Genomic DNA, 24266 nt, shown 5'->3' on the forward strand with positions numbered 1-24266 from the left:
CTGCTGCGAAGTGGACCTGCCCCCTGTGGTACCCGTGGCCATGACCAAGTCAGCTGCCGGCTTGCGGCAACCTGGAAATGACCGGGGGACGTCCGGAGTCTGCGGCGTACGCAACCCTCCGTTGACCCTCAATGCTACGGGCCGGCCCCGATCTGTCAACCGCTTCCTGACCTGCCGGTTTATCCGTTGCCGCAGGTCAGGCGGGCTTGTCGGGGCTCGAATTTTCCGCTGGCAGCGGCCGGATCCGCAGTCGGTCAGCCTCGCAGCGAGCCGCTGGAATATAGTTCGCGGCCGTCCTTGACTGTCTGCAGGCAGACCGGCTCGGAGCCGGTATCCAGGGCAGGCAGCAGCGGCGTCCTGGCGCGGGGGTCCGTGCTCCAGGACTGGACCCGGCCGTCAGCTACCTGCACCATAAGTTCCTCTACTTCCCAGACTGCGAAGCTGGCCGGGGCGCCAGGTACCAGCTGGCCGGCCATCGGGTTGCGATACCGGGCGGCGCGCCAGCCTGCCCGGGTGTGGCCGAGGAACGCCGCGCGGGCCGAGATCTGCTCCGCGGGGTTGTTGTGCTGCAGGCAGGCCCGGACGCTTGCCCAGGGCCGCATCGCAGTGACCGGACTGTCACTGCCAAAGCAGATCGGCACACCCGCGGCGTAGAAGGATGCAAAAGGATTCATGCCGTCCCGCCGGGACCCGAGGCGCTGCTGGTAGAGACCGTCCCCGCCGCCCCATGAAGCATCAAAGCCGGGCTGGACGCTGACCGTCACCGAGTAGGCCGCCAGCCTGCGGATGGAGTCGGCGTCAGCGAGCTCGACATGTTCGAGACGGTGGCCCGCTGCCCGGACCCGTTGTTCACCGACGTCTGCCGCCGCCAGGTCCAGGGCCTCCAGCGCCGCATCCAGACCGGCGTCGCCAATGACGTGGAAGCCCGCCTGGATGCCCAACAGCGAGCATACGGACAGGTGCGCGGCGGCTTCCGCGACCGACAGATAAAGGCTCCCGCGTTCGCCTGGGGCGTCACTGTAGTCCGCCCGCAGTGCCGCGGTCCGCGAACCGATGGAGCCGTCCATGTTCAGGTCCCCTGCCAGCCCGAGTACCGGCACGCCCAGGCTGTCGAGCAGAGACCGGGCCTGGTCTGCCGAGGTTGCCAGTTCACCCCAGTAGGGCAGGACCTCCGGAACGGCGTCTGCGCCCGAGTTCCAGGCCGCGGCGAGCTGCAGGTCCTCGATACTGCCAATATGCGGCGCGGCCATTTCCGCCACGGCGACATAGCCGTTGGCCGCTGCCTCGGTGAGCGCCCGCCGCTGGTAGCCGCGCAAGGCGGCGGCCGGCAGTTGACGGGCAGCGAGCCGGGCGGCGGTGTGCGCCGCGCGCTTGACCTGGCTGCCCTCGCCAAAACCGTCCCTCCCGTGCAGACCGGCGGTTGCCGCCAACGAGGAGGAGACGATTGCCGAGTGCACGTCAACACGGGACAGGTAGACGTCCCGTCCCCCGGCGGCACGTTCCAATTCTTCGCGGGAAGGCAGTGCTGAGTCCGTCCACTGGGTGTCGTCCCAGCCGTGGCCGAGCACTGTGCCGTTGGCTGTGGAACCGGCGACGGCGTCGAGCAGTTCCCGGGCAGAGCGGACGTCGCCGAGCTGCAGCGAGTCCAGGGCAATCCCGGTTTCCGTGAGATGGACGTGGGAATCGACAAATCCGGGGGCCAGGAGCGCACCCTTAAGGTCGATGATCTCCATCGAGGCGTCCGCGATCGAGCCGGCAGCCTGCTCGGACCCGACCCAGGCGACGGTGTCGCCGTCGACCAGCAGCGCCGTCGCGAAGGGATCCGCGGCCGTGTAGACGGAGCCGTTGCGGTAGAGCGTTACCTTGCGCGGCGCGGGGATGGCCGGTGAATCTGTCATGGGTCTTGGACTCCTTGCAACTGGTGGCCGGTGTGGCCGGACATGTTCGACGACGGTGGGGGCCCGGCCCGACGGCCGGCAGCGGCGGTCAGGCCACTGAGGAGTACGCGACGACGCCGCGCTTGATGAGTTTGATGGCCTCGGCGCACAGCCGCGAGACCCGCGGGTCCAGCGTCGGGATTTTCGCCAGCTGGTCCAACAAATCGATGACCTGTTTCACCCACCGGACAAAGTCGCCGGCGGCCAGGTCCGTCCCGCTGAGGACCTCCTGCAGGTGACGGCCTTTGGCCCACTTAAACATCGGCCAGGCCAGGCCCAGTTCGGGTTCGCCGGTCAGCGGGAGCTTGTTGGCTTCCTCAACATCCTCCAGGGCTGACCATTCGCGCACCACAATGTCGACGGCGGATTCCAGCGAAACACTCGGCAGCTTGGGCCGGAGGCCACGTTCCTCACGTTTGGCCTGGTAGACCAAAACGCTGGCCAGGGCGGCCACTTCGGCGGCGTCCAGGTCATTAAAGGCGCCGAGGCGAAGCGACTGCGAAATGAGCAGGTCCTTTTCGCCGTAGATCCGGCGCAGCCGTTGACCATCCGCTCCGATGGTGAGCACGCCGTCCTCCGACGTCTCCAGGTACCCGTAGCCGGAGAGGACTCCGCACACCCGGTCGAAGGTTTTGGCGATGGTGTTGGTCCGGCCCTGGATCTGGCGCACCAGCCCGTCCGTCTCCTGCCGAAGCTTCCAATAGCGCTCCGACCAGCGCGCGTGGTCCTCCCGATCGCTGCACCCGTGGCACGGGTGGGCGCGGAGTTCGCGGCGCAGCTCAGCGATCCGCTTTTCCTGATCCGGCTGCGCAGCGGCGCGGCCAAAGTCATCGTTCCTGCTCGGCGGCGCCGGCGGCCGGTTTTCCCGGAGGGCGTTGCGGACCGAGGACGCCAGGTCCCGGCGTGACTTGGGCACCTTGGCATTGAATGACTTAGGGATCCGGACCCGGGTAATCGGGGCCAGCGGCCCTTCCACGTCCTGGGTTCCGATCCGCCGCAGCTGGTTGTCCAGCGTCATCACCGCCGGCCGCGGCTCGCGGGAGTGGTGGTCGGAGCTGAGGACCACTGCAAGTCCGGGTGCCCGCCCGGTCGGTACGTCCACCACGTCCCCGGGAAGCAACCGGCTCAGGGAGTCCTCGGTGACCGACTTCCGGGCCCGGGAGCTGGTCTTGGAAGCGTTCTTCTCTGCATCGGAGAGGGCGCGGCGGATTCGTGAGTAGTCGGTGAAATCACCCAGGTGGCAGCTCATCGATTTACTGAAGCCGGCCAGGGACTCCTCGCGTCCGCGTACCTGTTTCGCCAGCCCGACGACGGACCGGTCGGCCTGGAACTGGGCGAACGAGGACTCGAGGATTTCCCGGGCCCGGGGGCGGCCGAACTGCGCCAGCAGGTTGATGGACATGTTGTAGGTGGGCCGGAAGCTCGAATTCAGCGGATAGGTGCGGCGTGAGGCGAGCCCGGCTACTGCCGCCGGGTCTGTCCCGGGCTGCCACAGCACCACGGCGTGGCCCTCGACGTCGATCCCGCGGCGCCCGGCGCGTCCGGTCAGCTGGGTGTACTCCCCCGCGGTGATGTTAACGTGCGCCTCACCGTTGAACTTATCCAGCTTTTCCAGGACCACGGAGCGCGCCGGCATGTTGACGCCGAGCGCCAGGGTCTCGGTCGCGAACACGGCTTTGACGAGTCCGTCGACGAAGAGCTTCTCCACCACTTCCTTGAAAGTGGGCAGCATTCCGGCGTGGTGGGCCGCGAGGCCGCGGAGCAAGCCGTCGCGCCAGCTCCAGAAGCCCAGCACGTCCAGGTCGTCGGGCGGGATGTCTTGCGCCGCTTCATCGACGCGCCGGGCAATGATGAGCTGTTCCTGCTCGGTGGTAAGCCACAACCCTGCCGCGACGCACTGAGCCACGGCGGCATCGCAACCGGCCCGGGAAAAGATGAACGTGATGGCCGGCAAGAGGTCCTGTCTGTCCAGGCTGGCGATGACCTGGGGGCGGCTGGCTTTCCGGACGGGGCTGCGCGGGTCGCCCTGCGGGGCCTCGTCGCGCCGGCTGCTTTGGCGCCGGACGTTCCGGCCGCCGTGGCCAAAACGTCCGCGGAAGTTCATCTGGCTCTCGGCGCGGGCCATGGAGAGCAGCTCGGGATTGACGTCAAAGCCCGGCCGTTCGGTGCTGACGGCGCCGGAGCCCGCGGCCTTCAGCCGGGCGGGCACGGCGGACACGGCGGCCTCGCCGGCCGGAGCGATCTCATCGAAGCTGGTATCGCCGGCGAAGAGGTCCACGATCTTCCGGCCCACCATCACGTGCTGCCACAGCGGAACGGGACGGTGCTCGGAGACGATGACGTCGGTCTGGCCGCGCACAGTATCCAGCCAGGCGCCGAACTCTTCGGCATTGGAGACCGTTGCGCTCAGCGAGGCAAGCTGGACTTCGCTGGGCAGATGGATGATGACTTCCTCCCAGACCGCGCCGCGGAAGCGGTCCGCAAGGTAGTGGACCTCATCCATCACGACGTAGCCGAGGTCGCCCAGAGTGCTCGAGTCGGCGTAGAGCATGTTGCGGAGCACTTCGGTGGTCATCACCACCACCGGGGCGTCCCCGTTGATGTTGGTGTCGCCGGTGAGTAGGCCCACCTGGTCCGCACCGTATTTGTCCGCGAGTTCAGCGTACTTCTGGTTGGACAGCGCCTTGATCGGTGTGGTGTAGAAGGCCTTGAGGCCGCGCTGGAGCGCCAGGTAGATGGCGAACTCCCCCACGATGGTCTTGCCGGCACCGGTAGGGGCGGCCACCAGGACACCGCGGCCGGACTGCAGTGACAGGCACGCTGCACGCTGGAAGTCATCGAGTTCGAAGGCGAGCGAACGGATAAATCCGCCCAGGTAGGTTTTGGCTTCGGCGGCCCGCTCGGCACTGGCGCGGTAGCGTTCAGATGGCGATTCCGGACCGGGTAGTGAGGACATGCTTCCAGCCTAGTGCGCCGGGAGCTAGAGATTCTCCAGCTCGGAGCCGGGAGTCGCCTGGTCTGCGGTGGCTTCGGTCTCGGCGGCCCGTTTGACGGCACGCCGTTCCCGCCGGCGGTCGTTCAGCAAACACAGCCCGATGGCGCTGAAGAAGAGCACAAGCATGGGTCCGGCAAGGTAGAACATGCTCATCGCGTCGGCGCCGGGTGCAGCCATGGCGGCGAAGAGGCAAACCAGGAAAACTGTGATCCGCCAGCTTTTGACGAGCTGCTTTCCCTTGACGATTCCCGCCAGGTTCAGCCCAACAAGGACAACGGGCAGCAGGAAGGCGATGCCGAAGGCGAGCAGGAGCCGCAGCACGAACGAAAGGTACACCTGGGCGCTGATGAAGTTGGATCCGCCGGATGGCGTGAAATCGGTCAGCACCCGGACGGCGTTCGGAAGCACCAGCCACGCCAGCAGGACTCCGCCAATAAAAAGTGGAACCGCGACTGCCACGAAGGACAGCGCCATCCTGCGTTCCTTTTTGTGCAGCCCGGGCACAATAAACGCCCACAGCTGGTAAAGCCAGACCGGGCTGGCGACGATCAGGCCAAGGAACACCGAGACCTGGATCATCAGGTCAAACGAGCTTGCCACGCCGTCGAAGTTCAGCGATGCCTGCCGGCCGGAGTGCTGGTTGAGGTCGCTGATCGGCTTGATCAGCGCCGCGAGCATCGGCTGATAGACGAGGAACCCCACGACGGTGCCCAGGATCACGGCGATCGCGGACCGGAAGAGCCGGTTGCGCAGCTCTTTGAGGTGATCGAGGAGCGCCATCTTCCCCTCGGGGTTCGACCGGCGGCCCATTGTTACTGCCATTCGGTGTTAGGCGCGGTTCGGCGGCGGAACGTCGGTTCCGCTTTCGGCGCGGGATTCCGTGCCGGCGGATTTCGGATGGTTGACGACCTTGCCCTCGACAGGCTCGGAGCCCTCTTTGTCGTCGGTAGCGCCGTCCTTTTTCATTTCCCGGACTTCCGACTTAAAGATCCGCATCGACTGGCCCAGGCTCCGGGCCATGCCGGGCAGCTTGGGTGCCGCGAAAAGCACCAATGCCAAAACAACGATGATGATGAGATGCCAGCCTTCAAGTCTCATGACAGGAGGTCCTTTCGTTTGGTTACATCTTACGTCTTAGTGAATTCGATGTCGCTTAGCCGTTGGGGCTGGCCGCGGTCCATCTTGCGCCTGACGCGCCGCCGCCGGCGGGCTTCCTGCCGCGCGGTTTTGGCTGCCCGGTAATCGTGCCGCAGCTGGTCCGGAGAGGCAAATACGGCCGATCCGGGTTCCCCCGCGAGCACGGATCGGTCCTTGCCCCCGGCGTCACCCGCGCCGTCCGGCCGGGTGTTTTCGGAGTTGCTTCCCGACGCCGGACCGGCCGACGGGAAGCTGGCGAACCTCTCGGCTGCTTCCCCGAGCTCCTTGACCGTGGCCATAAAGGTCCGGAACAAGCGGACGCCGAGCGCGACGAAGAGCAAGAGCGACAGCGCGACGAGCGCTATCCAGATCACGATCCAGGACCACCAAGGCATGCTGACTACTCTAGCCGCCGGAGCGGCTGGTCTTCATATTGGGCAAGTGCGGCTGCGAGCCATTCGCGGGAACTGCCGGCAAGTTCTTCGGGCTCCAGGATCCGTGCAGTCCCGCCGTGCTGGGCCACGAACATCGGCAGCCAGCCAGTGCTGCCGAAGCGGATTTCGGCCAGCAGACCGCCGTCGGTCAGCTGTGCCGTCCGTTCGGCGTAGTATTCGTCGGCGAGGCCGGCGCCTTGCCGGGTCAGCTGGACCACCACCACCGCGTCGTCGTCGTTCGGGGTGAAGAGTTTGACCGGCAACTTCCCGTCTGGAGCTGCCTCACCGGACACTGGCTGGCCGGTGGTTTCCAAGGCGTCGATCCGGTCCAGCCGGAAGTTCCGCAGGGCACCCGCGGAATGGCAGAACGCCTCGAGATACCAGGTGTTGTCCAGCGAATACAGCCTGAGCGGATCAATGTTGCGGGTAGAGGCGGTATCGCGGAGCGGTGAGAAATAACGCAGCCGCAGCTGGGCGCCGTTTCGGATGGCCTGGCGGGCCGTCTCCAGGGCCGCAGTATTCCCCGGGGCCACCTCGGGTCCGGACAGGACGGCCGCCTTCAGGCCTTCCTCCCCGGCCGCGGCCAAAAGTTTGAGCGTAACGGATTCCAGTGCCCCGCCCTCGGCAAGTTCGGGCAGGCTGTTGAGTGTTTCCAGCCCGGTCAGCAGGGCGCAGGCCTCTTCCACTGTGAAGCGGACGGGCCGGTTCAGGTCGAGGTCCTGGGTGATGGTGACGTGGTCGTCCTCCCACTGGATATCGAGCAGGTCATCAGGGTAGCCCTCCGGAAGGCCCGAGCAGATCAGGATGCGCAGGTCAGCTTCCAGCTCTTCCCGGGTGATGCCGAAGTTCGCCGCTACCTCCGAGATGTGCAGTCCCTGGTGGTGCACCAGGAACGGCACAAGCTGAAGCATCCGGGTGAGTTGGTCTTCGGATGTGCGCTTGCGGCCGTGCCGTGCCGAACCCGTTGCCGGGAACGCAATCGGCGGGGCCGGCGCCGCCGCGAAGTCGGCGGCGCCGGCCAGGCGCCGGCGCACGGACGTCACCAGACCGGGCGGGGATACCACCTGTACCCGGGGACCGTAGGAGGCGAGTTCCTCCGCCAGCGTCTCAGCGTCCCGGTACGGGACACTGAGGCGGTCCCGCCCGGCGGCGGTCACCCCGGCGTCTTCCGGCCCGCGGACGGCGGTGGCCCGCCTGCGGAGGCCGTGGACGCTGCCGGCCCGGACGTCCACGACGGCGGTCTGTACCGGCAGCTCCGTCAGCGTGGCAAGTTCTGCGCGTACGTTGAAGTCCGGCGGAGCCGTGAAGTTCTCCTTCGCAAGGACGTCAACGGCCGAGGTGAGCCGGGACAAGCGGAAGAAACGCTTGGCACCCCGGGTCCTGTCATGGCCGACGAGGTACCACTGGCCAAACCGGCTTCCGAGCCCCCACGGCTCCACGAGCCGGGCCTCCTCCCGTCCGGTGCTGCCGGCCAGGTAGCGGAAGCTGACGGGGTGCCGGGCGTGCACAGCGGCGACGAGGTCCTCGAATGCCTGGCCCGCGGGCCGGATCCGCGGCTGCAGCCCGGCGGGGAGCTCGGCGTCGACCAGCCCGCCGGATGCCTGCAGCTTGCGCACCGCGTTGACGGCCGCCGAACCGAGGGCTGCATGCTCCCAGAGCTGGGCTGCCAGGATGAGCACAGTGCACTCTTCCGGGGTGAGGCTGACATCGGGCAACCGGTTGGAATCCTTGCCGATCCGGTATCGGGTGGTGGCCGGATCATCCGAACCCCAGCCCTTGTCCGTCACGGTCTCGACCTCGAAGCCGAAGCGGCGCAGCTCGCCCTTGTCGCGTTCGAACATCCGGCCGAAAGCGACGTCGGTGCTGGTGGTGTCGTGATACACCTTTTGCCGCAACTCACCGCGGCGCAGGCCGTACGTGGTGTTGAGCAGGGCTATCAGGAGGTTCAGGAGGCGTTCGGTACGTGAGGCTGACACCCCGCTAGGGTACTAAAGTCTGCTCCCGAATATGGCAAAAGCGCGGCACCAGCCGGAAGAACTTCCCGGATGGCGCCGCGCCCAGCGGCTCAGGACCGCAGCCGGCGGGGCCGGCTGCGGTCACAGTGTGCCGGTGCTTAGCGGACTGCGACGAGGTCGACGACGAAGATGAGCGCCTCGTTCGGGCCGATCGCCCCGCCGGCGCCGCGGGCACCGTAAGCGAGCTCGGCGGGGATCTCAAGCCGGCGGCGGCCGCCGACCTTCATGCCCAGCAGACCCTGGTCCCAGCCCTGGATGACCTGGCCGACGCCGACACGGAAGTCGAGCGGCGCGCCGCGGCCCCAGGAAGCGTCAAACTCCTCGCCGGTGGACCAGGCCACACCGACGTAGTGGGTGGAGACGGTGTCACCGGCCTTGGCTTCGGCGCCGTCGCCTTCAATCAGTTCGGTGATGACAAGTTCGGTGGGAACGGCGCCGTCCGGGAAATCAATTTCCGGCTTCTGGCGGTCGATGTTTCGCTGTCCAAATGACATGGGTGCTCCTTCTAGCGTGACTTAGGTAGTGGGGGTGCAGCAGTTACTTCTTGCCCAGGATGTCAACGACGAAGACGAGGTCGCCCTTTGCGTCGCCCTGGCCTGCGTCGCCGTAGGCGAGGTCCTTCGGGACAACCAGCAGGACGCGGGAACCAACCGTCTTGCCGGCCAGGCCCTGGGTCCAGCCTTTGATAACGCCGGTCAGCGGGAAGGTGGCCTTTTTGCCGCTCTCAAAGCTGGAGTCGAAGACCTTGCCGGTGGCGAGGGCAACGCCCACATAGTTCACGGTAATGGTGTCCGCTTCGGTGAGTGCGGGTCCGCTGCCCTTGATCAGGTCCTGCGAGACAAGCGCTGTCGGGGCGGCGACGCCTTCGACAGAAATCTCCGGGATGCCCTTGTCGTTTTCCTTCACGGTGGGCAGGCCTGCCGGCGGGCTGACAGTCTCACCCTCGGGCTTGTCGAGGACGGGGGGTGCGTCCTTGGCGGAGATGACCTTGACGATCAGGAGCTGGGTGGGCTTGGCCTCGGCACCTTCGGCACCTTCGGCGGCTGCGGCACCGGGGACAGCGAGGGCCAGCTGGGAGCCGATCTTCGTACCGACGAACGCGTTGTAGATCACGGCGCTGTTGGTTTTGAGCTCGTCGTTTAGTTCGAGCTCCTCCGGGTCCTTCGGGAAGGTGTCTTCCAGGGTGGAGCCGTCAGTGCCGTTGAGGGCAATGATGGAAATAGCAGCGATCTGGTTCGCCTTGACCCGGTCGCCGTCGCCCTCGCTGACGACCTTGACGGTCGGTTCCTTGACGTCGAGCGGCTTGGTGAATTCAACACCGGGTGCCTTCTTGTCGCCGTTCTCCGTGAGCTTGAGGGAGTCCAGCTTGGCCGTTTCGCCGGCGGACTGGCTGGAGGGCTCCGGGGCGGCCGGTTCGCCGCCGCCGCAGGCGGTCAGGAGCAGCAGCCCGGGAAGAAGAATTGCTAGTAGTCGGCGCACTTAAGAACTTTCGTCGGGGCAGGATGGACGCCTTGCCGGGCACAGGCCAGCGGCAAAGCAAGCGGTGGCCGCGAGCGGCACTCGTCCAGAATAACGCGGAAAGCTGGGTATCAGCCCATAGAGTCCAGCAAGGCATCGACCCGTTCGTCCACACTGCGGAACGGATCTTTGCACAAAAGTGTCTGATGGGCGCGGTCGTTGAGCTTCAAATGCACCCAATCGACGGTGTAGTCGCGGCCCAGTTCCTGCGCCCGCCGGACGAAGTCCCCGCGGAGCTTGGCGCGGGTGGTCTGCGGCGGAGCGTCCACAGCATCCTTCACTGCGGTGTCATCGACCACGCGGCGGACGGCACCGCGGGCCTGGAGGAGGTAGTAGAGCCCGCGCGTGCGGGAGATGTCGTGGTAGGTCAAGTCAAGCTGCGCGATCCGGGGCGCGTCGAGGCCCAGATTGTGACGTGCGCGGTAGCTGTCCATCAGCTTCTTTTTGATCGCCCAGTCCACTTCGGTGTCGATTGTGCTGGTGTCGCCGCTTTCGATCGCATCAAGGGTGCGTTCCCAGAGATCCAGGATCAGCGGAACGTGGGCGTTGTGGGCCCCTTGCTCGGCGACGAACGCCGTGACCTTTGCCAGGTATTCGCGCTGGATCTCGAGCGCGGTGAGCTGCCGGCCGTTGGCGAGCCGGACGAGTGCGCGGCCGCTGAGGTCGTGGGAGATCTCCCGGATGCTGCGGATCGGGTTTTCCATCCGCATATCGCGCATGATCACGCCCGCTTCGATCATCCGCAGGATCAGGTCAACGGTTCCGACCTTCAGCAGGGCTGTGGTCTCGGACATGTTGGAGTCGCCCACAATCACGTGCAGCCGGCGGTAGAATTCGGCGTCTGCATGCGGTTCGTCGCGGGTGTTGATGATCGGGCGGGACCTGGTGGTGGCGGAGGAGACACCCTCCCAGATGTGGTCGGCGCGCTGCGAGAACGCGTAGGTCGCCCCGTGCGGGGTCTTGAGGATCTTGCCGGCGCCTGCGATCAGCTGCCGGGTCACAAGGAACGGAATCAGGATTTCGGCCAGCCGGGAGAACTCCCCCCGCCGCGGAATGAGGTAGTTCTCATGGCTGCCGTAGGAATTTCCGGCCGAATCGGTGTTGTTCTTGAACAGGTACACCGTGCCGTTGAAGCCCTCGGCCGCGAGCCGCTGCTGCGCCTCGTCGACGAGGTCGTCCAGGATCAGTTCCCCGGCCCGGTCATGTGCTATTAGCTGGGCGAGGTCGTCGCATTCCGCTGTGGCATACTCCGGGTGCGAACCGACGTCGAGGTACAGCCTGGAGCCGTTGGTCAGGAACACATTGGAGGACCGTCCCCAGCTGACAACCTTGCGGAAGAGGTAGCGGGCTACCTCTTCCGGCGCCAACGGACGGGACTCCGGACTTGAATAGGAAATTCCAAATTCGGTCTCAATGCCGAAAATACGCTTGTCCATCTCAGTTCTCCTCCACCAGCACTGCCGTGATGTCTGCGTCGTCCAGCCTGCGGAAGGCGCGGCGGGTACCGCGGCCGCTCTCCGAACCCCGGTCCAGTACCGCCACCTCAACGGCCGAGGCCGGCAGCGTGTTGGCCTCCTTGTCCGCGACGAGGCCCGCCAGTGCCAGCCTGATGGCCGCGGCGAAGTCGAGTTCGCCCTGCCAGCCGGCCGCCACCTCTTCGGAGACCTTGTCGGCCTGGCCGCCCATCACGATAAAGCCCTTCTCGTCCGCGATGGAACCGTCGAATGTCAGCCGGTAGAGGTGGTCTTCGTCCGGGGAAGTGCCGACCTCGGCGACGGCCAGTTCGACTTCAAAGGGCTTTTGTTCGGCCGTAAACACTGCGCCCAGGCTTTGGGCGTAGACACTCGCGAGGCCCCGGGCTGTGACGTCCTCCCGGTCGTAGGAGTAGCCGCGCACATCCGCGTAGCGCACCCCGGCCTGGCGGAGGCTTTCGAATTCGTTGTATTTCCCCACGGCCGCAAAGGCGATCTTGTCGTAAATCTCACCGATTTTGTGCAGCGACGGGGACGGGTTTTCGGCCACCAGGGCGATCCCGTCACGGCAGCTGATGACCACCACGGAACGCCCCCGTGCGATGCCTTTCCGCGCGAAATCCGCGCGGTCCTTCATCAGCTGCTCGGGCGATACGTAGAACTGCTGGGTCATCTCAAGCCTCCCGCCGGGCTGCGGTCCGGGACTCTATAACGGTGCCGGCCGCTGCCGCGAGCTGACGCTCCGGAACCCGGAAGGCACCTGAGCGGTTGACGATGTAGACCACGGGCCAGAGCTGCCGGACCGGATCGGGTCCGCCGGTGGCGGAATCGTCGTCGGCGGCGTCGTAGAGGGCCTCGACGGCGACGGCCACGGCTTCCGGCTCCGTGAGGTTGGGGCGCCAGAGCTTCTTCAGCGAGCCGCGCGCGAACACCGAGCCCGAGCCGACGGTGTGGTGTTCCTGCTCCTCATAACGTCCGCCGGTGACGTCGTAGGAGAAGAGCCGGCCCAAGCCCGCCGGGCGGTCGAATCCCGCAAACAGCGGCACAACGGCGAGGCCCTGCATCGCCATCGGAAGATTGCTGCGGATCATCGCCCCAAGCCGGTTGGCTTTGCCGTCCAGGCTCAGCAGCGTCCCCTCGATCTTTTCGTAGTGTTCAAGTTCGACCTGGAAAAGCCGGGTTATGTCAAGGGCGATTCCCGCGGTTCCGGCGATGCCGAGCACGGAGTACTGGTCGGCCGGGAACACTTTTTCGATGTTCCGGCTGGCGATGACGTTGCCCATGGTGGCGCGGCGGTCCCCCGCCATCAATACGCCGCCCGCATATGTCAGCGCCACAATCGTTGTCCCGTGCGGCGCTTGCAGCGGCGCGGCAGGCAGCCCGGCCGGCAGTTGTTGGCCGGAGCCTTGCAGGCCGAACGGCAACAAATCGGGGCGTTGGCGTTGAAGGTGTTCAGCGAAGGAGGACGTGGCGTTGGCGGCTACCTGGTTGGCGGTGGTTTCCTGCACTGGTGCACTCCCTCAACGTAGTGAATCAACGGCTTCCGGTCCGGAGCCCTGAGCCCGGTGCCAGCCGCGCTATTGGCCGCCCTTTTGGACAAAAGCGCGGACAAACTCCTCGGCGTTGGATTCCAGTACGCCGTCGATCTCATCAAGCAGGTCGTCGACGCCCTGGGTTGCGGCCGAGGCCTGGCCCTCCGCGGGGGCCGGCGGGGCGGCCGGAACGTCTTCGTCGACTTCCGCGTCCCGCGACTGCGGCTGCTGCTGCTCCTGGCCTGCCATGATTTTCTCCTTCTGTCCGTCCCTCCTTCGCAAGGGACTTCCTGTAAGCCATAGTGCCACGCCCGGCGGCGCTGCGGGGTCCTTTGTCCCTAGGAACCGGGTGGGAGCCCGAGGAGTTCGGCGAGGAACGGTCCGGCTTCCCGGTGCCGGGCGAACAGAGGCCCGGTGAGGGCCTCTGTTCCGCGCAGCGGTTCCCGGGTGGGGACCCGCTGCAGCCTGCCGCGGCCGGGCACATCGAAGATCACCGAGTCCCAGCTGGCACCGACCACGCCGGTCCCGAAACGGCTGATGCAGCGGCCCCTGAAGTACGCCCGGGTATCCGACGGCGGTTCCGTGACCGCGCGCTGGATCGCGCCGTCGTCGACCATCCGCCGCATTCGGTCCCGGGCCAGCAGCCGGTAGTAGAGTCCCTTCTCGGGCCGGATATCTGCCCATTGCAGGTCCACCAGGCCCAGCCGGGCGTGGCCCCAATCCAGTCCGTCGCGGTCCCGGTAGCCCTCCAGCAGCGAGAGCTTCGCAAGCCATTCCACCGAGGAGGCGGCGGCGGCGCTGTCGCTGCCCAGCTCGGAAAGCGTCGCCGACCAGCGTTCCAGCACCCCGTGTGTGTGGCCGTCACCGTCCACGGAATCGGCGACGCCGGTGTCCTGGGCATGTTTTGCGGCCGCCTCGAAGTAGATCCACTGCAGGTCCAGGGCGGTGATCCGCCGCCCGTCGAGCAGCCGCAGGGTGGCCGTGAGCGAGGTGTCATGGCTGACAGCCTGCAGCGCGGCGACCGGCTCGTGGACTTCAATGCGGGGGGCAAGCCCGGCCTCGATCAGGCTGAGCACCAGCGCGGTGGTGCCGAATTTCAGGTAATTGGACGCCTGGCTGAGGTTGGCGTCGCCAATGATAACGTGCAGGCGCCGGTACTTGTCCGCCGTCGCGTGGGGTTCATCCCGGGTGTTGATGATGGGCCGGCGGATGGTGGTTTCCAGGCCGACCTCCGTTTCGAAAAAATCTGCACGCTGGCTGATCTGGTAACCCGGGAGGGAGCCGTCCTGCTTGATACCAACCCGGCCGGCGCCGCAAAGAACCTGCCTGGTGACGAAGAACGGGGTCAGCCCCCGGACAATGTCGCCGAAGGGCACACTGCGCGGCATCAGGTAATTTTCGTGGGACCCATAGGAGACCGATTTGTTGTCCGTGTTGTTCTTGTACAGATTCAGCGGGGGCAGGTCGGGGTCGGCAGCGAGCCGCCGCACCGCCGCCAGCGCAACGAGGTCTCCAGCGGCGTCCCAGGCGACGACGTCCAGCGGGCTGGTCACTTCCGGGCTGGAGTATTCGGGGTGGGCGTGGTCGACGTAGAGACGGGCACCGTTGCCGAGCACCATGTTCATCAGCAAGGTGCCGGACTCGTCCTCGCCGTCGGCTTCCAGCTCCTGCCGTCCGTAGGCGACGGCAACGGCTTCGGCGTCGAGCACGGGCGGCTGATCGGTCAGCTGGTCCGGTTCGGCCCGGCTTCGTTCCAGCGTCCAGCCGCGGGCATCGCGCAGCGGTTCCTCGTCGGAGTAGTCCCAGCGCGTTTCGGCCCCGCCGGCGGCGCGCTGCCGTGTCACCTGGGCATACGCCTGGATCACCCGGGCCGACATCATCGTGGCGTTCGCCCCCGGCGCGGACGGTGCGTGGATGCCGTATTCGGTCTCAGAGCCCATCACCCGCATGGCACCGCCGACGGGAAGCCCGCCGGGACCGCCGGCGGGCTTCCCCGGCACAGCGGATGTCACAGGTACTGGCCAGTGCTCGGCATTGTTTCGATGGACTTGCCGGGTTCCTGGCCGGCCTTGCCCTGGACAATGGTGCGGATATACGTGATGCGCTCGCCCTTTTTACCCGAGATGCGCGCCCAGTCATCGGGGTTTGTGGTGTTGGGCATGTCCTCATGCTCACGGAATTCGTCAATGACGGCACGCAGCAGGTGGTCGATGCGGATGCCCCTTTGGCCCACCGTCAGCAGGTCCTTGATGGCGTACTTTTTGGCCCGGTCCACCACGTTCTGCACCACGGCGCCGGAGTTGAAGTCCTTGAAGTAGAGCATTTCGGTGTCGCCGTTCGCATAGGTGACCTCGAGGTATTCGTTGGACTTGTCGGTCGAGTACATGGCCTCGACCGTGCGCTGGACCATGGCGTCCACGGTGGCCTGGATGTCCCCGCTGTATTCGGCCAGGTCCGACTCGTGGAAGGGCAGGTCGGCGGTGATGTACTTGTTGAAGATGTCCGCGGCGGCCTCGGCATCGGGGCGGTTGATCTTGACCTTGACGTCCAACCGGCCCGGGCGCAGGATCGCGGGGTCGATCATGTCTTCGCGGTTGGATGCGCCGATGACGATTACATTGTCGAGGCGTTCGACTCCGTCGATCTCGCTGAGCAGCTGCGGGACAATTGTGGTTTCGACGTCGGAGGAGATGCCGGTGCCGCGGGTCCGGAACAGCGAGTCCATTTCGTCGAAGAACACCACCACGGGGCTGCCTTCCGATGCCTTTTCACGGGCCCGGGCAAAGATCAGCCGGATGTGGCGTTCGGTCTCGCCGACGTACTTGTCCAGCAGTTCCGGGCCCTTGATGTTCAGGAAGTAGCTTTTCATGTCCGTGTTGCCGGTGCGTTCGGCCGCCCGGGCGGCCAGGGAGTTGGCTACCGCCTTGGCGATGAGCGTCTTGCCGCAGCCGGGCGGGCCGTAGAGCAGGATCCCTTTGGGCGCCTTGAGGCCGTGTTCGCGGTACAGGTCCGGGTGCAGGAACGGCAGTTCCACGGCGTCGCGGATCTGTTCGATCTGCGGCCCCAGGCCGCCGATGTCCTGGTAGGTGATGTCCGGTACTTCCTCGAGGACCAGGTTCTCGACCTCCGAGCGCGGGATCTTCTCGAGGGCGTAGCCGGTACGGGAATCGATCGAGAGTGCGTCGCCGACGCGGAGTTTCTGCGCGAGCAGGGCGCCCGAGAGCCGGATGACCCGTTCCTCGTCGGCCCGGCCAACTACCAGCGCCCGGTCCGGTCCCAGCAGTTCCTTCAGCGTGACCAGGTCGCCGGCCCGTTCGTATCCCAGCCCGGCGACCACCAGCAGTGCCTCGTTAAGCAGGACTTCCTGGCCGGCCGCCAACTGGTTTATGTTCACCAGCGGACTGATCCCCACACGCATCTTCCGGCCCGCGTTGAAGATGTCCACGGATTCCTCGGTGGCGGCCTGGCCGCCGTTCCCGGCGGCAGGTTGGCGCTTTGGATTCAGCTGCAGCACCGTGCCGAAGCTGTACGGCGGCTGGCCCTCCTGGTCGAGGGCATTCTTCAACCGCATGATTTCCGCTTTTGCGGTCTCCAGCATCGAGACCAGTTTGGAGTTGTTTTGCGTCGCAGCGCCAAGCTGGCGGTCAATCTGCCGGAGCTTGTCCCGGAGGATATTGAGCTGGCGCTCGGCCATCGACAGTTCGCCAATCGGGGGGCCAGCACCGTCAGTGGTATGCGCTTGTTCCCCGGCTGCCGCCGCGTTCTGCGCCGGCGTCCGGCCCGGATCGGTGTTCGGAGTCTCCATGGTGCATCAGCCCCTTCGTACGCTTCTCCTTAGACACTAGTCCCAAGAAGACCGGTGACGCGGGAGAGTTCCGAAATGCGGACTACTTCGTGATCTCCGGATCGTCCTTGACGTTGGTTCCGGCGATGGCGTCCCGGGCCGCCCGGCGCAGCTTCTTGTCCGACACGGCGCGCTCCCCTACGGCACCGGGCGTCCAGGCATTTACATCCTCTTCGTTGAAGCCGGTCTTCGACGGACGGCGCTTCAGGGAGATGCCCGTGACGCCGTCCGCGAGCCGCCGGGTGACGAGCAGGAAGCCGGTGTGCGCGACCATCCTGTGGTCCGGACGCACGGCGAGACCCTCGAGGTGCCAGCCGCGGACCATGGATTCCCAGGCGTCGGGTTCGGTGAAGCGGCCGTCGGCGCGGATGGCCTCCGCGGTCCGGGACAGCTGCGTGACGGTGGCGACGTAGTTGATCCACACGCCGCCCGGTGCCAGGACAGTGGCTACGGCGTCAAGGCATTCCCACGGGGCCAGCATGTCCAGGACCACCCGGTCCACCGAACCGGGCTCCTCGGTGCGGACCACTTCCTCCTGGAAATCGCCAATGCTGATCTGCCAGGCCGGGTGCGGGCCGCCGAAGATCGTCTCGACGTTGCCGCGGGCGATGTCGGCGAATTCCTCCCGGCGCTCAAAAGAGTGCAGGTAGCCGTTGTCGCCCACCGCACGAAGCAGCGAGATGGACAACGCGCCGGAGCCGACGCCTGCCTCGACCACGCGGGCGCCCGGGAAGATGTCCGCCATGGTGACAATCTGGCCGGCGTCTTTGGGGTAGACGACGGCCGCGCCGCGCGGCATGGACAGGACAAAGTCCGAGAGCAGGGGCCGCAGCGTCTGGTACTGCTGGCCAACGTTGTTGACTACGACGGATCCATCCGGCATGCCGATGATCTCGTCATGGTTCAGGAAGCCGCGGTGGGTGTGGAAAGCACCGCCGGCTTCAAGGCTGATTGTGTTCATCCGGCCGCGTTCGTCGGTGAGCTGGACACGCTCACCCTCCCGGAAGGGTCCGCGTCGGCGCGCTGACCCGACGGGGGCGGCGGCCATTCGTGCGGTCTCCGTTGCCGGTGCGCTGCTGACGGCAGCGCCGTCGGCCGTTCCGGCGTCGTCTGGGCTGATGCTGGCGGCGGTGTCGCTGCTCATGAAGATGTTCCTCGCTCCTGGAAAGCTGTGTGGACGCCGATGGTGCCGGAGGTCCGGCCCCGGGTGCCCGGGGCCGTGGCCCGGGCACGGAAATACACGACCGGCAGGTAACTCTACCGGCTTTGGCCGAACATCCGCTTGCCGGGCCCCGGACGCCGGCCCTTGAGGGCTGCCAGCACAACTGATTGTCGGAGCAGTCCGGTGACGGTGCCGTCGCGGTCCACCACGGCGTACTCCACGCCGTCGAGCTGGGCCAGGTACTGGAGCAGTTCCTGCCCCTTTGACCAAGCGGGCACGTACGCGCCGGGTCCAAGGGCGTAGGACACGGCGGTGAGGGCGGTGGTGGCAGCCGCGCCGGCAGGAACGGTGGCCACTGCCGCGCCGTCGACCACTCCCGCCGGACGCCCGTCCGGACCGTAAAGGACAATAGCCGGAACTGCCCCGGTGGCCGGATTCGGGGCCAGCGCCAGCAGCTCGGCCACGGTGGCCGACTCCGGGAAGCCGAGCGCGGGTTCGGCCAGCGCCCCGGCTTCCACCAGGGGTAGCCGGCCCCGCAGCCGTGCCTGCACAATCGAGGCGCCGGCGCCCATCCAGAGGAAGCTGCCAACGAGGGCTGTGATGAGCATCAGTGAAACATCCGGCCGGCCGCCGCTGAGCAATGGCAGCGCCACAAACCACAGCACGAGGGCGATCACAATGATCCTGCCGCCCCAGCCCGCCGCCACGGTGCCCTTCTCCTGGCTGCCCGTCAGTTTCCACACGGCGGACTCCACCAGCCGGCCGCCGTCCAGCGGCAACCCGGGCAGAACGTTGAAGAGGCCGATCAGCAGGTTGGCCCAGACGAAGATGTTGGCCAGGATGCCCGCGACTCCGCGCAGGTCGGCGCCGGTCAGCAGGAGCCAGCCCGCTGCGGCCAGGACAAAGTTCGCCGCAGGACCTGCCATCGCCACAAGGACCGACCGGCCGGGCGAAGCCGTGAAGCTTTCGAACTGGGTGTGCCCGCCCCAGAGGTTCAAGACGATCTTTTCGCTGGGCCAGCCGAAGATCCTGGCAGTGAGTGCGTGCGCGAGTTCGTGCACCAGGACTGAAATCAGCAGCAGGACAGCGTAGGCGAAGGCGACAAGGTACGCGCCGATGCCCAGCAAGGGGTTGTTCGCCTGCAGCACCGGGCCGTAGGCGATCACGGTGAAGGCGGCAATGATGAACCACGAATAGGCGAGGATTACCGGCACACCAAAGATACGCCCCAGCGCGATTCCTTCTTTGCGGCCTTGTTTCCGGGGATTCTGCCCATTGCGTCCGCGGGTTTCGGTGTCAGTCATGGTCAGGCACCTTCGCAGCGTCGGGTTCCAGTTCGAGGGGCGCACCCGGGAACTCGTGCCGCAGCGCCACGAGTTCTTCGAGGTCGGCCACCGTACGGCCCGCCAGGGTGTCCCAGCTGGCGTGGCGGGGGTCCGGCGGCAGGGGCACAATGTGCGCAATGGCGACCGTCAGGACTCCGGAGGCGACGGCGGCCGCCACTCCCGGTTCCGAGTCCTCGAGTGCGATGCAGTGGTGCAGGGCCAGCGAGGGGTCCTGCTCCTGGAGCAGTTCGACAGCCTTGAGATAGGCCTCGGGATGCGGCTTGCCCTGTGTGACGGTGTCACCGGTTACCAGGAAATCGAAGTATGGCTTGGGAAGGCTCGCCACGATCTCGCGTGCCAGCGGGGCCTCGGACATGGTCACGAGGGCACAGCGGATGCCCGCGGTGTGGAGCTCGTCCAGGAGCTCCCGGGCCCCGGGCCGCCAGGGCACGAGGGTACGGACCCGGCTGATGACATGGGCCGTGAGGATGTTGATAATCTCACGGCGTTCCAGCGCGACGCCGGCGTCCTGCAGGATGCCCGCGGAGAAGTCCAGGGACTGGCCTACCAGCTGCATCGCCTGCGGATGGGACCACTGCCCGCCGTGCGCCTCGACCAGGGCATGCTCGGCCTCAATCCAGTACGGTTCAGTGTCGACGATGGTGCCATCCATATCCCAGAGCGCGGCTTTGAGGAGGGGCTGGGAAACTGTGGATTGCATACTTTCCAGTCTACGGTGCGGGCCTGTGCGGGGCCCGAGAGTACGCCTGTGGCGAATATCCACCGCGGGACGGCGATTCCCGGCGCTTCATTCCATGCGGCGGCCGGGTCCTTGGACGTAGGGTGAAGAGATGAACAGCTTTGAGGTAGACCCCACGGAAACGGGCAGCGTGCCCGAGCCGGAACGGCTGCTGCAGCCCGTTCCCGAGGGCAGGCGCATCACCGTAATGCTCGCCGCCTTCGAAGGCTGGAACGACGCCGGTGAGGCCGCGAGTGATGCCTTGCGCTACCTGAACAAGCTCTGGGGCGGCAAAAAAGTCGGATCGGTCGACGCCGACGAATACTACGACTTCCAGTTCACCCGGCCCACCATCCGCCGCACGGCGACCGGGGAGCGGAAGATCAAGTGGCCCTCAACCCGGATCTTCAAGGCGAGTGCTCCCGGGTCCAACGTGGACGTAATTTTTGTCCAGGGCACGGAGCCGTCCTACAAATGGCGCGCCTACACCGCCGAACTGTTGGTCCACGCCGAAGCTCTCAACGCCGACTACGTGATCCTCGTCGGCGCGCTGCTCGCCGACGTGCCGCACAGCAGGCCGATTCCGGTAAGCACGTCCACCGATGACCCCGCGCTGCGGGAGCGGATGGACCTTGAAGCATCGCAGTACGAGGGTCCCGTGGGAATCGTCGGGGTCCTCGCTGAAGTAGCACTGCTCGCCGGACTGCCCACGGTCTCGCTCTGGGCCGCGGTCCCGCACTACGTGGCCCAGGCGCCGTCGCCGAAGGCCCAGCTCGCCCTGCTGCACCGGATCGAAGAGTTGCTGCAGGTTCCGCTGGACACCCAGGACCTCGTTGAGGAGTCCGACGCCTGGGAACGCGGCGTGGATGAGCTGGCCACCGAGGACCCCGAAATAGCTGCCTATGTGCGCCAGCTGGAGGAGGCAAAGGACACTGCTGACCTCCCGGAGGCCAGCGGCGAGTCGATCGCCCGGGAATTTGAGCGTTACCTCAAGCGCCGCGGCAAGGACAAGCCATAGCGCAAGGCCGGGTTCGGGCCCTAGAGTTCGACGCCCAGCAGCGCATTGATGGCGTCGCTGACCAGGGCGCCCTCCGCCGGGGATCCCGGCCGGCCGGCTGCAAGGGCGGACGTCGCCCAGTCGTCCACGGCCGCGACCGCCCCGGGAGCGTTCAAATCGTTCGAGAGTTCGGCCCGCAGGCGGGACAGCAGCCCGGCACCTGAGCCCTCCGGCGCGGCGTCGGCCGCAGCCCGCCAGGTGCGGAGCCTGTCCTTGGCAGCGGCGAACCCGGCCCCGGTCCAGGACCAGTCACTGCGGTAGTGGTGGGCCAGAATGGCCAGCCGGATGGCGGCCGGCTCCTCGCCGGCGGCGCGGAGTTTCGAAACCAGGACCAAGTTTCCCTTGGACTTGCTCATTTTCTCGCCGTCCAGCCCGACCATCCCGGCGTGCGCAAAGTGCTGCGCCAGCGGGACGCCGGAGAGGGAGTGTGCGTGCCCGGCACTCATTTCGTGGTGCGGGAAGACCAGGTCCGAGCCGCCGCCCTGCACCGTAAAGGGCGCCGGCAGGTACTCGTGCGCGATGACTGTACATTCGATGTGCCATCCGGGCCGGCCCTCCCCCAGTTCCCCGCCGGGCCAGCTGGGTTCGCCAGCCCGCGCAACCCGCCAGAGCAGCGGGTCCAGGGCCTGATGCTTGCCGACGCGCCCGGGGTCCCCGCCGCGTTCGGCGAAGAGTCCCAGCATTTCGGCGTCGGAGAGTCCGGAGAGCGCGCCGAGGGTCCAGGCATCGGTGGCCTCGGCGGCGTGCTTGCTGGCGGCTTCGACGTCGTAATAGACATCACCGTCAGGCTCGCCGGCTGTGCCGGGGACCCGGTAGGCGAGACCCCGGTGCAGCAGCCGCTCAATGGCCGGCACAATCAGCGGGACAGATTCAACGGCGCCCACATAGCGGTCCGGTGCCAGTACATTGAGGGCCTCCATGTCGGTCTGGAAGAGCTCGATTTGGCTGGCGGCAAGCTCCCGCCAGTCCACGCCGGTCGCCGTAGCGCGCTCCAGCAGGGGGTCGTCGACGTCGGTGACGTTCTGCACGTAGGCGACCTGCTGGCCGCCGTCCCGCCACGCTCGGTTGAGCAGGTCGAACGCGACGTAGCTGGCGGCGTGGCCCATGTGGGTGGCGTCGTAGGGGGTGATTCCGCAGACGTACATCGATTGTTCACCCGCTGCCCCAAGGGTGACGACGCTGCCCTGGGCAGTGTCGAAGAGGCGGAGGGCAGGCATGTTGCCCGGCAGGTGGGGGACGGGGCGGGAGATCCAAGACTTCACAGTCCCAGCCTAGTGCTAGGCGCTGATGACGTTAAAACCGAGCAGCACGTACAGGGCCAGGCCCAGGCCGATCCGGTACCAGACGAAAAGACGATAGCTGTGGGTGGATACATATTTCAGGAACCAGCCGATGATGATGTACCCCACCACAAACGCCACGGCGGTGGCGAGGGCCGTTTCCGGGAGACCGTACGGGCCGCTGATGCCGTCCTTGGAGACCACCTTGTAGAGCTGGTACAAGCCGCTGCCAAAGACGGCAGGGATCGCCAGCAAAAACGAATAGCGGGCTGCCGCCTCGCGGGTGTAGCCCATTAGCAGCCCGGCTGTGATCGTTCCGCCGGAGCGCGAGACCCCGGGGATCAGGGCCATGGCCTGGGCCAGGCCGTAGAGGATGCCGTGTTTGTAGCTGAGCTGGGTCAAGTCGCGCTGCTGGCGTCCGACGGCGTCGGCGACTGCGAGGATCATGCCGAAAACAATCAGTGTGGTGGCAACGATCCAGAGGCTGCGGAGCACGGATTCGATTTGGTCCTGGAACAGCAGCCCGAGGACGATGATCGGCAGGCTGCCGAGGATCACCAGCCACCCCATCCTGGCGTCAGGGTGCTGCCGGGACACCCTGCCGGTCAGGGATCCGGCCCATGCCCTCACGATCCGCACAATGTCGCGGCGGAAATACACAATGACAGCGGTCTCCGTGCCGAGCTGGGTGATGGCGGTAAACGCGGCACCGGGATCGGCCGCCGTGGGCAGGAACGAGCCAACGATCCGCAGATGGGCGCTAGAGGAAATCGGAAGGAATTCAGTCAGACCCTGTACAAGGCCCAGAAAGGCCGCTTCAAACCAGTTCACGTTTATAGACCCTACGTTATGAAGCCGTCCTAATCCCCGTAAGCTTGCTGACATGCAGCAGCGTTATGTCGGCAACAGTGGGTTGCGCGTGTCCTCCCTTTCCCTCGGCACCATGTCCTGGTCCCGGGAAACAGATGAGCAGGATGCCTCGGCCCTGCTCCGCACTTTTCTGGACGGAGGCGGGACCTTGCTGGACACTGCAGCGTCCTACGGCGAAGGCCGGGCCGAGGCGATGCTGGGCGGCATGCTGGGCGACGTCGTGGCGCGCTCGGAGGTAGTCATTTCCACAAAAGCCGGGCTGTCGACGGCGGATGGCCGGCGCAGCGTGGACACCTCGAGGAACGGAATGCTTGCCGGCCTGGATGCGAGCCTTGCGCGGCTGGGGACCGACTACGTGGACCTCTGGTTCGCTCAGGCCTGGGATCCGAACGTCCCGTTGGAGGAGACCTTGTCCGCACTTGAATTCGCGGTGCGCTCGGGCCGTGCCCGCTATGCAGGCGTCTCGAACTTCAACGGCTGGCAGACGGCAAAGGCGGCAGCGGTGGCTGGTTTCCCGCTGGTCGCCAACCAGTCCGAATACTCCCTCCTGTGCCGCTCCCCCGAAGCCGAACTTATACCGGCCGTCGAGGACGCCGGATTGGGCCTGATGGCTTGGGGCGCGATGGGACGGGGGGTGTTGAGCGGGAAGTACCGCGGCCAGATTCCCGCGGATTCTCGGGCCGCCCAGGAGCGGTTGGCAGGATATGTCGAGCCGTACCTTGAAGGTTCGGCATCCAGCGTGGTGGAGGCTGTTGCAATGGCGGCGAAGGGCCTGGGCCGGACAGCCATGGACGTCGCCCTGAGCTGGCTGTTGTCCCAGCACGGTGTGGCAACGGCGGTCGTGGGACCGCGGACCCCGGTCCAGCTCAAGGAGATCCTGGATGCGACACTGGCGCCCCTCCCGCCGCAGATCGCGCAGGCCCTCGAAGATGTGTCCCGCCCCGTTTAG

At 66.4% G+C, this 24266-nt stretch carries 21 protein-coding genes; 2 read left to right on the forward strand and 19 right to left on the reverse strand.

Annotation, left to right across the window (positions count from 1 at the left end; translation table 11 throughout):
* Positions 1-254: 254 nt before the first annotated feature.
* The 17 genes from QK287_RS09330 to QK287_RS09410 form a co-directional block, all read right to left on the reverse strand.
* Positions 255-1898, reverse strand: coding sequence for an amidohydrolase family protein (locus tag QK287_RS09330; RefSeq protein WP_282359911.1), 1644 nt, complete (start codon positions 1896-1898; stop codon positions 255-257).
* Between the two features lie 88 nt (positions 1899-1986).
* Positions 1987-4893: a DEAD/DEAH box helicase gene (locus QK287_RS09335; protein WP_282359912.1), complete on the reverse strand. Its 2907-nt coding sequence runs from the start codon at positions 4891-4893 to the stop codon at positions 1987-1989.
* 24 nt (positions 4894-4917) lie between these two features.
* A complete protein-coding gene (gene tatC / locus QK287_RS09340; protein WP_226775839.1) occupies positions 4918-5754 on the reverse strand; it encodes a twin-arginine translocase subunit TatC in 837 nt (278 codons plus the stop codon).
* A 6-nt stretch (positions 5755-5760) separates the two neighbouring features.
* Positions 5761-6030: a Sec-independent protein translocase subunit TatA gene (gene tatA, locus QK287_RS09345; RefSeq protein WP_226775840.1), complete on the reverse strand. Its 270-nt coding sequence runs from the start codon at positions 6028-6030 to the stop codon at positions 5761-5763.
* A 29-nt stretch (positions 6031-6059) separates the two neighbouring features.
* Positions 6060-6464, reverse strand: coding sequence for an alkaline shock response membrane anchor protein AmaP (locus tag QK287_RS09350; protein ID WP_226775841.1), 405 nt, complete (start codon positions 6462-6464; stop codon positions 6060-6062).
* A 5-nt stretch (positions 6465-6469) separates the two neighbouring features.
* Positions 6470-8479 (reverse strand): WYL domain-containing protein, encoded by a 2010-nt coding sequence (locus QK287_RS09355; protein WP_282359913.1) that lies wholly within the window; start codon positions 8477-8479, stop codon positions 6470-6472.
* 137 nt (positions 8480-8616) lie between these two features.
* A complete protein-coding gene (locus QK287_RS09360) occupies positions 8617-9012 on the reverse strand; it encodes an FKBP-type peptidyl-prolyl cis-trans isomerase (RefSeq protein ID WP_282359914.1) in 396 nt (131 codons plus the stop codon).
* A gap of 43 nt (positions 9013-9055) precedes the next feature.
* The gene (locus QK287_RS09365; RefSeq protein WP_282359915.1) at positions 9056-9997 is read right to left on the reverse strand and encodes an FKBP-type peptidyl-prolyl cis-trans isomerase; all 942 of its coding nucleotides are present in this window, start codon (positions 9995-9997) and stop codon (positions 9056-9058) included.
* Positions 9998-10107: 110 nt separating this feature from the next.
* Positions 10108-11472 (reverse strand): Pup--protein ligase, encoded by a 1365-nt coding sequence (gene pafA / locus QK287_RS09370; protein ID WP_282359916.1) that lies wholly within the window; start codon positions 11470-11472, stop codon positions 10108-10110.
* A 1-nt stretch (position 11473) separates the two neighbouring features.
* Entirely contained in the window at positions 11474-12181 is a 708-nt protein-coding gene (gene prcA, locus QK287_RS09375; protein WP_253032757.1) for a proteasome subunit alpha, read from the reverse strand.
* Between the two features lies 1 nt (position 12182).
* Positions 12183-13016: a proteasome subunit beta gene (gene prcB / locus QK287_RS09380; RefSeq protein WP_282359917.1), complete on the reverse strand. Its 834-nt coding sequence runs from the start codon at positions 13014-13016 to the stop codon at positions 12183-12185.
* 69 nt (positions 13017-13085) lie between these two features.
* A complete protein-coding gene (locus QK287_RS09385; protein WP_282359918.1) occupies positions 13086-13289 on the reverse strand; it encodes a ubiquitin-like protein Pup in 204 nt (67 codons plus the stop codon).
* Between the two features lie 89 nt (positions 13290-13378).
* Positions 13379-14989: a depupylase/deamidase Dop gene (dop, locus tag QK287_RS09390; RefSeq protein ID WP_282359978.1), complete on the reverse strand. Its 1611-nt coding sequence runs from the start codon at positions 14987-14989 to the stop codon at positions 13379-13381.
* A 59-nt stretch (positions 14990-15048) separates the two neighbouring features.
* Positions 15049-16845 (reverse strand): proteasome ATPase, encoded by a 1797-nt coding sequence (gene arc / locus QK287_RS09395; protein WP_282359919.1) that lies wholly within the window; start codon positions 16843-16845, stop codon positions 15049-15051.
* Positions 16846-16927: 82 nt separating this feature from the next.
* On the reverse strand, positions 16928-18028 hold the full coding sequence (locus QK287_RS09400; RefSeq protein ID WP_282359920.1) for a tRNA (adenine-N1)-methyltransferase: 1101 nt from the start codon (positions 18026-18028) through the stop codon (positions 16928-16930).
* 113 nt (positions 18029-18141) lie between these two features.
* The gene (locus tag QK287_RS09405; protein WP_282359921.1) at positions 18142-19350 is read right to left on the reverse strand and encodes a site-2 protease family protein; all 1209 of its coding nucleotides are present in this window, start codon (positions 19348-19350) and stop codon (positions 18142-18144) included.
* Positions 19343-20092, reverse strand: a complete 750-nt coding sequence (locus QK287_RS09410) for an HAD family hydrolase (protein WP_282359922.1) — start codon at positions 20090-20092, stop codon at positions 19343-19345. The genes QK287_RS09405 and QK287_RS09410 overlap by 8 nt, the downstream gene beginning before the upstream one ends.
* Before the next feature lie 130 nt (positions 20093-20222).
* Between QK287_RS09410 and QK287_RS09415 the strand changes: the two genes are divergently transcribed.
* Positions 20223-21128, forward strand: coding sequence for a PAC2 family protein (locus tag QK287_RS09415; RefSeq protein WP_226775854.1), 906 nt, complete (start codon positions 20223-20225; stop codon positions 21126-21128).
* A gap of 20 nt (positions 21129-21148) precedes the next feature.
* Here the strand turns inward: QK287_RS09415 and mshC are convergent, their stop codons facing one another.
* Together mshC and QK287_RS09425 are read right to left on the reverse strand one after the other, a co-directional pair.
* The gene (gene mshC / locus QK287_RS09420; protein WP_226775855.1) at positions 21149-22429 is read right to left on the reverse strand and encodes a cysteine--1-D-myo-inosityl 2-amino-2-deoxy-alpha-D-glucopyranoside ligase; all 1281 of its coding nucleotides are present in this window, start codon (positions 22427-22429) and stop codon (positions 21149-21151) included.
* A 15-nt stretch (positions 22430-22444) separates the two neighbouring features.
* The gene (locus tag QK287_RS09425; RefSeq protein ID WP_226775856.1) at positions 22445-23278 is read right to left on the reverse strand and encodes an undecaprenyl-diphosphate phosphatase; all 834 of its coding nucleotides are present in this window, start codon (positions 23276-23278) and stop codon (positions 22445-22447) included.
* Positions 23279-23330: 52 nt separating this feature from the next.
* Here QK287_RS09425 and QK287_RS09430 point away from each other — a divergent pair, with 52 nt between their 5' ends.
* Positions 23331-24266, forward strand: a complete 936-nt coding sequence (locus QK287_RS09430) for an aldo/keto reductase (protein WP_282359924.1) — start codon at positions 23331-23333, stop codon at positions 24264-24266.

It is taken from the genome of Arthrobacter sp. AL05, from assembly GCF_029960715.1.
GTDB lineage: Bacteria > Actinomycetota > Actinomycetes > Actinomycetales > Micrococcaceae > Arthrobacter.

Excerpts from the sequence above, each read along its gene's own strand:
- QK287_RS09330 (WP_282359911.1), bottom strand. The coding sequence starts at position 1,898 with ATGACAGATTCACCGGCCATCCCCGCGCCGCGCAAGGTAACGCTCTAC.
- QK287_RS09335 (WP_282359912.1), bottom strand. The coding sequence starts at position 4,893 with ATGTCCTCACTACCCGGTCCGGAATCGCCATCTGAACGCTACCGCGCC.
- tatC (WP_226775839.1), bottom strand. The coding sequence starts at position 5,754 with ATGGCAGTAACAATGGGCCGCCGGTCGAACCCCGAGGGGAAGATGGCG.
- tatA (WP_226775840.1), bottom strand. The coding sequence starts at position 6,030 with ATGAGACTTGAAGGCTGGCATCTCATCATCATCGTTGTTTTGGCATTG.
- QK287_RS09350 (WP_226775841.1), bottom strand. The coding sequence starts at position 6,464 with ATGCCTTGGTGGTCCTGGATCGTGATCTGGATAGCGCTCGTCGCGCTG.
- QK287_RS09360 (WP_282359914.1), bottom strand. The coding sequence starts at position 9,012 with ATGTCATTTGGACAGCGAAACATCGACCGCCAGAAGCCGGAAATTGAT.
- pafA (WP_282359916.1), bottom strand. The coding sequence starts at position 11,472 with ATGGACAAGCGTATTTTCGGCATTGAGACCGAATTTGGAATTTCCTAT.
- prcA (WP_253032757.1), bottom strand. The coding sequence starts at position 12,181 with ATGACCCAGCAGTTCTACGTATCGCCCGAGCAGCTGATGAAGGACCGC.
- QK287_RS09385 (WP_282359918.1), bottom strand. The coding sequence starts at position 13,289 with ATGGCAGGCCAGGAGCAGCAGCAGCCGCAGTCGCGGGACGCGGAAGTC.
- dop (WP_282359978.1), bottom strand. The coding sequence starts at position 14,989 with ATGCGGGTGATGGGCTCTGAGACCGAATACGGCATCCACGCACCGTCC.
- arc (WP_282359919.1), bottom strand. The coding sequence starts at position 16,845 with ATGGAGACTCCGAACACCGATCCGGGCCGGACGCCGGCGCAGAACGCG.
- QK287_RS09400 (WP_282359920.1), bottom strand. The coding sequence starts at position 18,028 with ATGAGCAGCGACACCGCCGCCAGCATCAGCCCAGACGACGCCGGAACG.
- QK287_RS09405 (WP_282359921.1), bottom strand. The coding sequence starts at position 19,350 with ATGACTGACACCGAAACCCGCGGACGCAATGGGCAGAATCCCCGGAAA.
- QK287_RS09410 (WP_282359922.1), bottom strand. The coding sequence starts at position 20,092 with ATGCAATCCACAGTTTCCCAGCCCCTCCTCAAAGCCGCGCTCTGGGAT.
- QK287_RS09415 (WP_226775854.1), top strand. The coding sequence starts at position 20,223 with ATGAACAGCTTTGAGGTAGACCCCACGGAAACGGGCAGCGTGCCCGAG.
- QK287_RS09430 (WP_282359924.1), top strand. The coding sequence starts at position 23,331 with ATGCAGCAGCGTTATGTCGGCAACAGTGGGTTGCGCGTGTCCTCCCTT.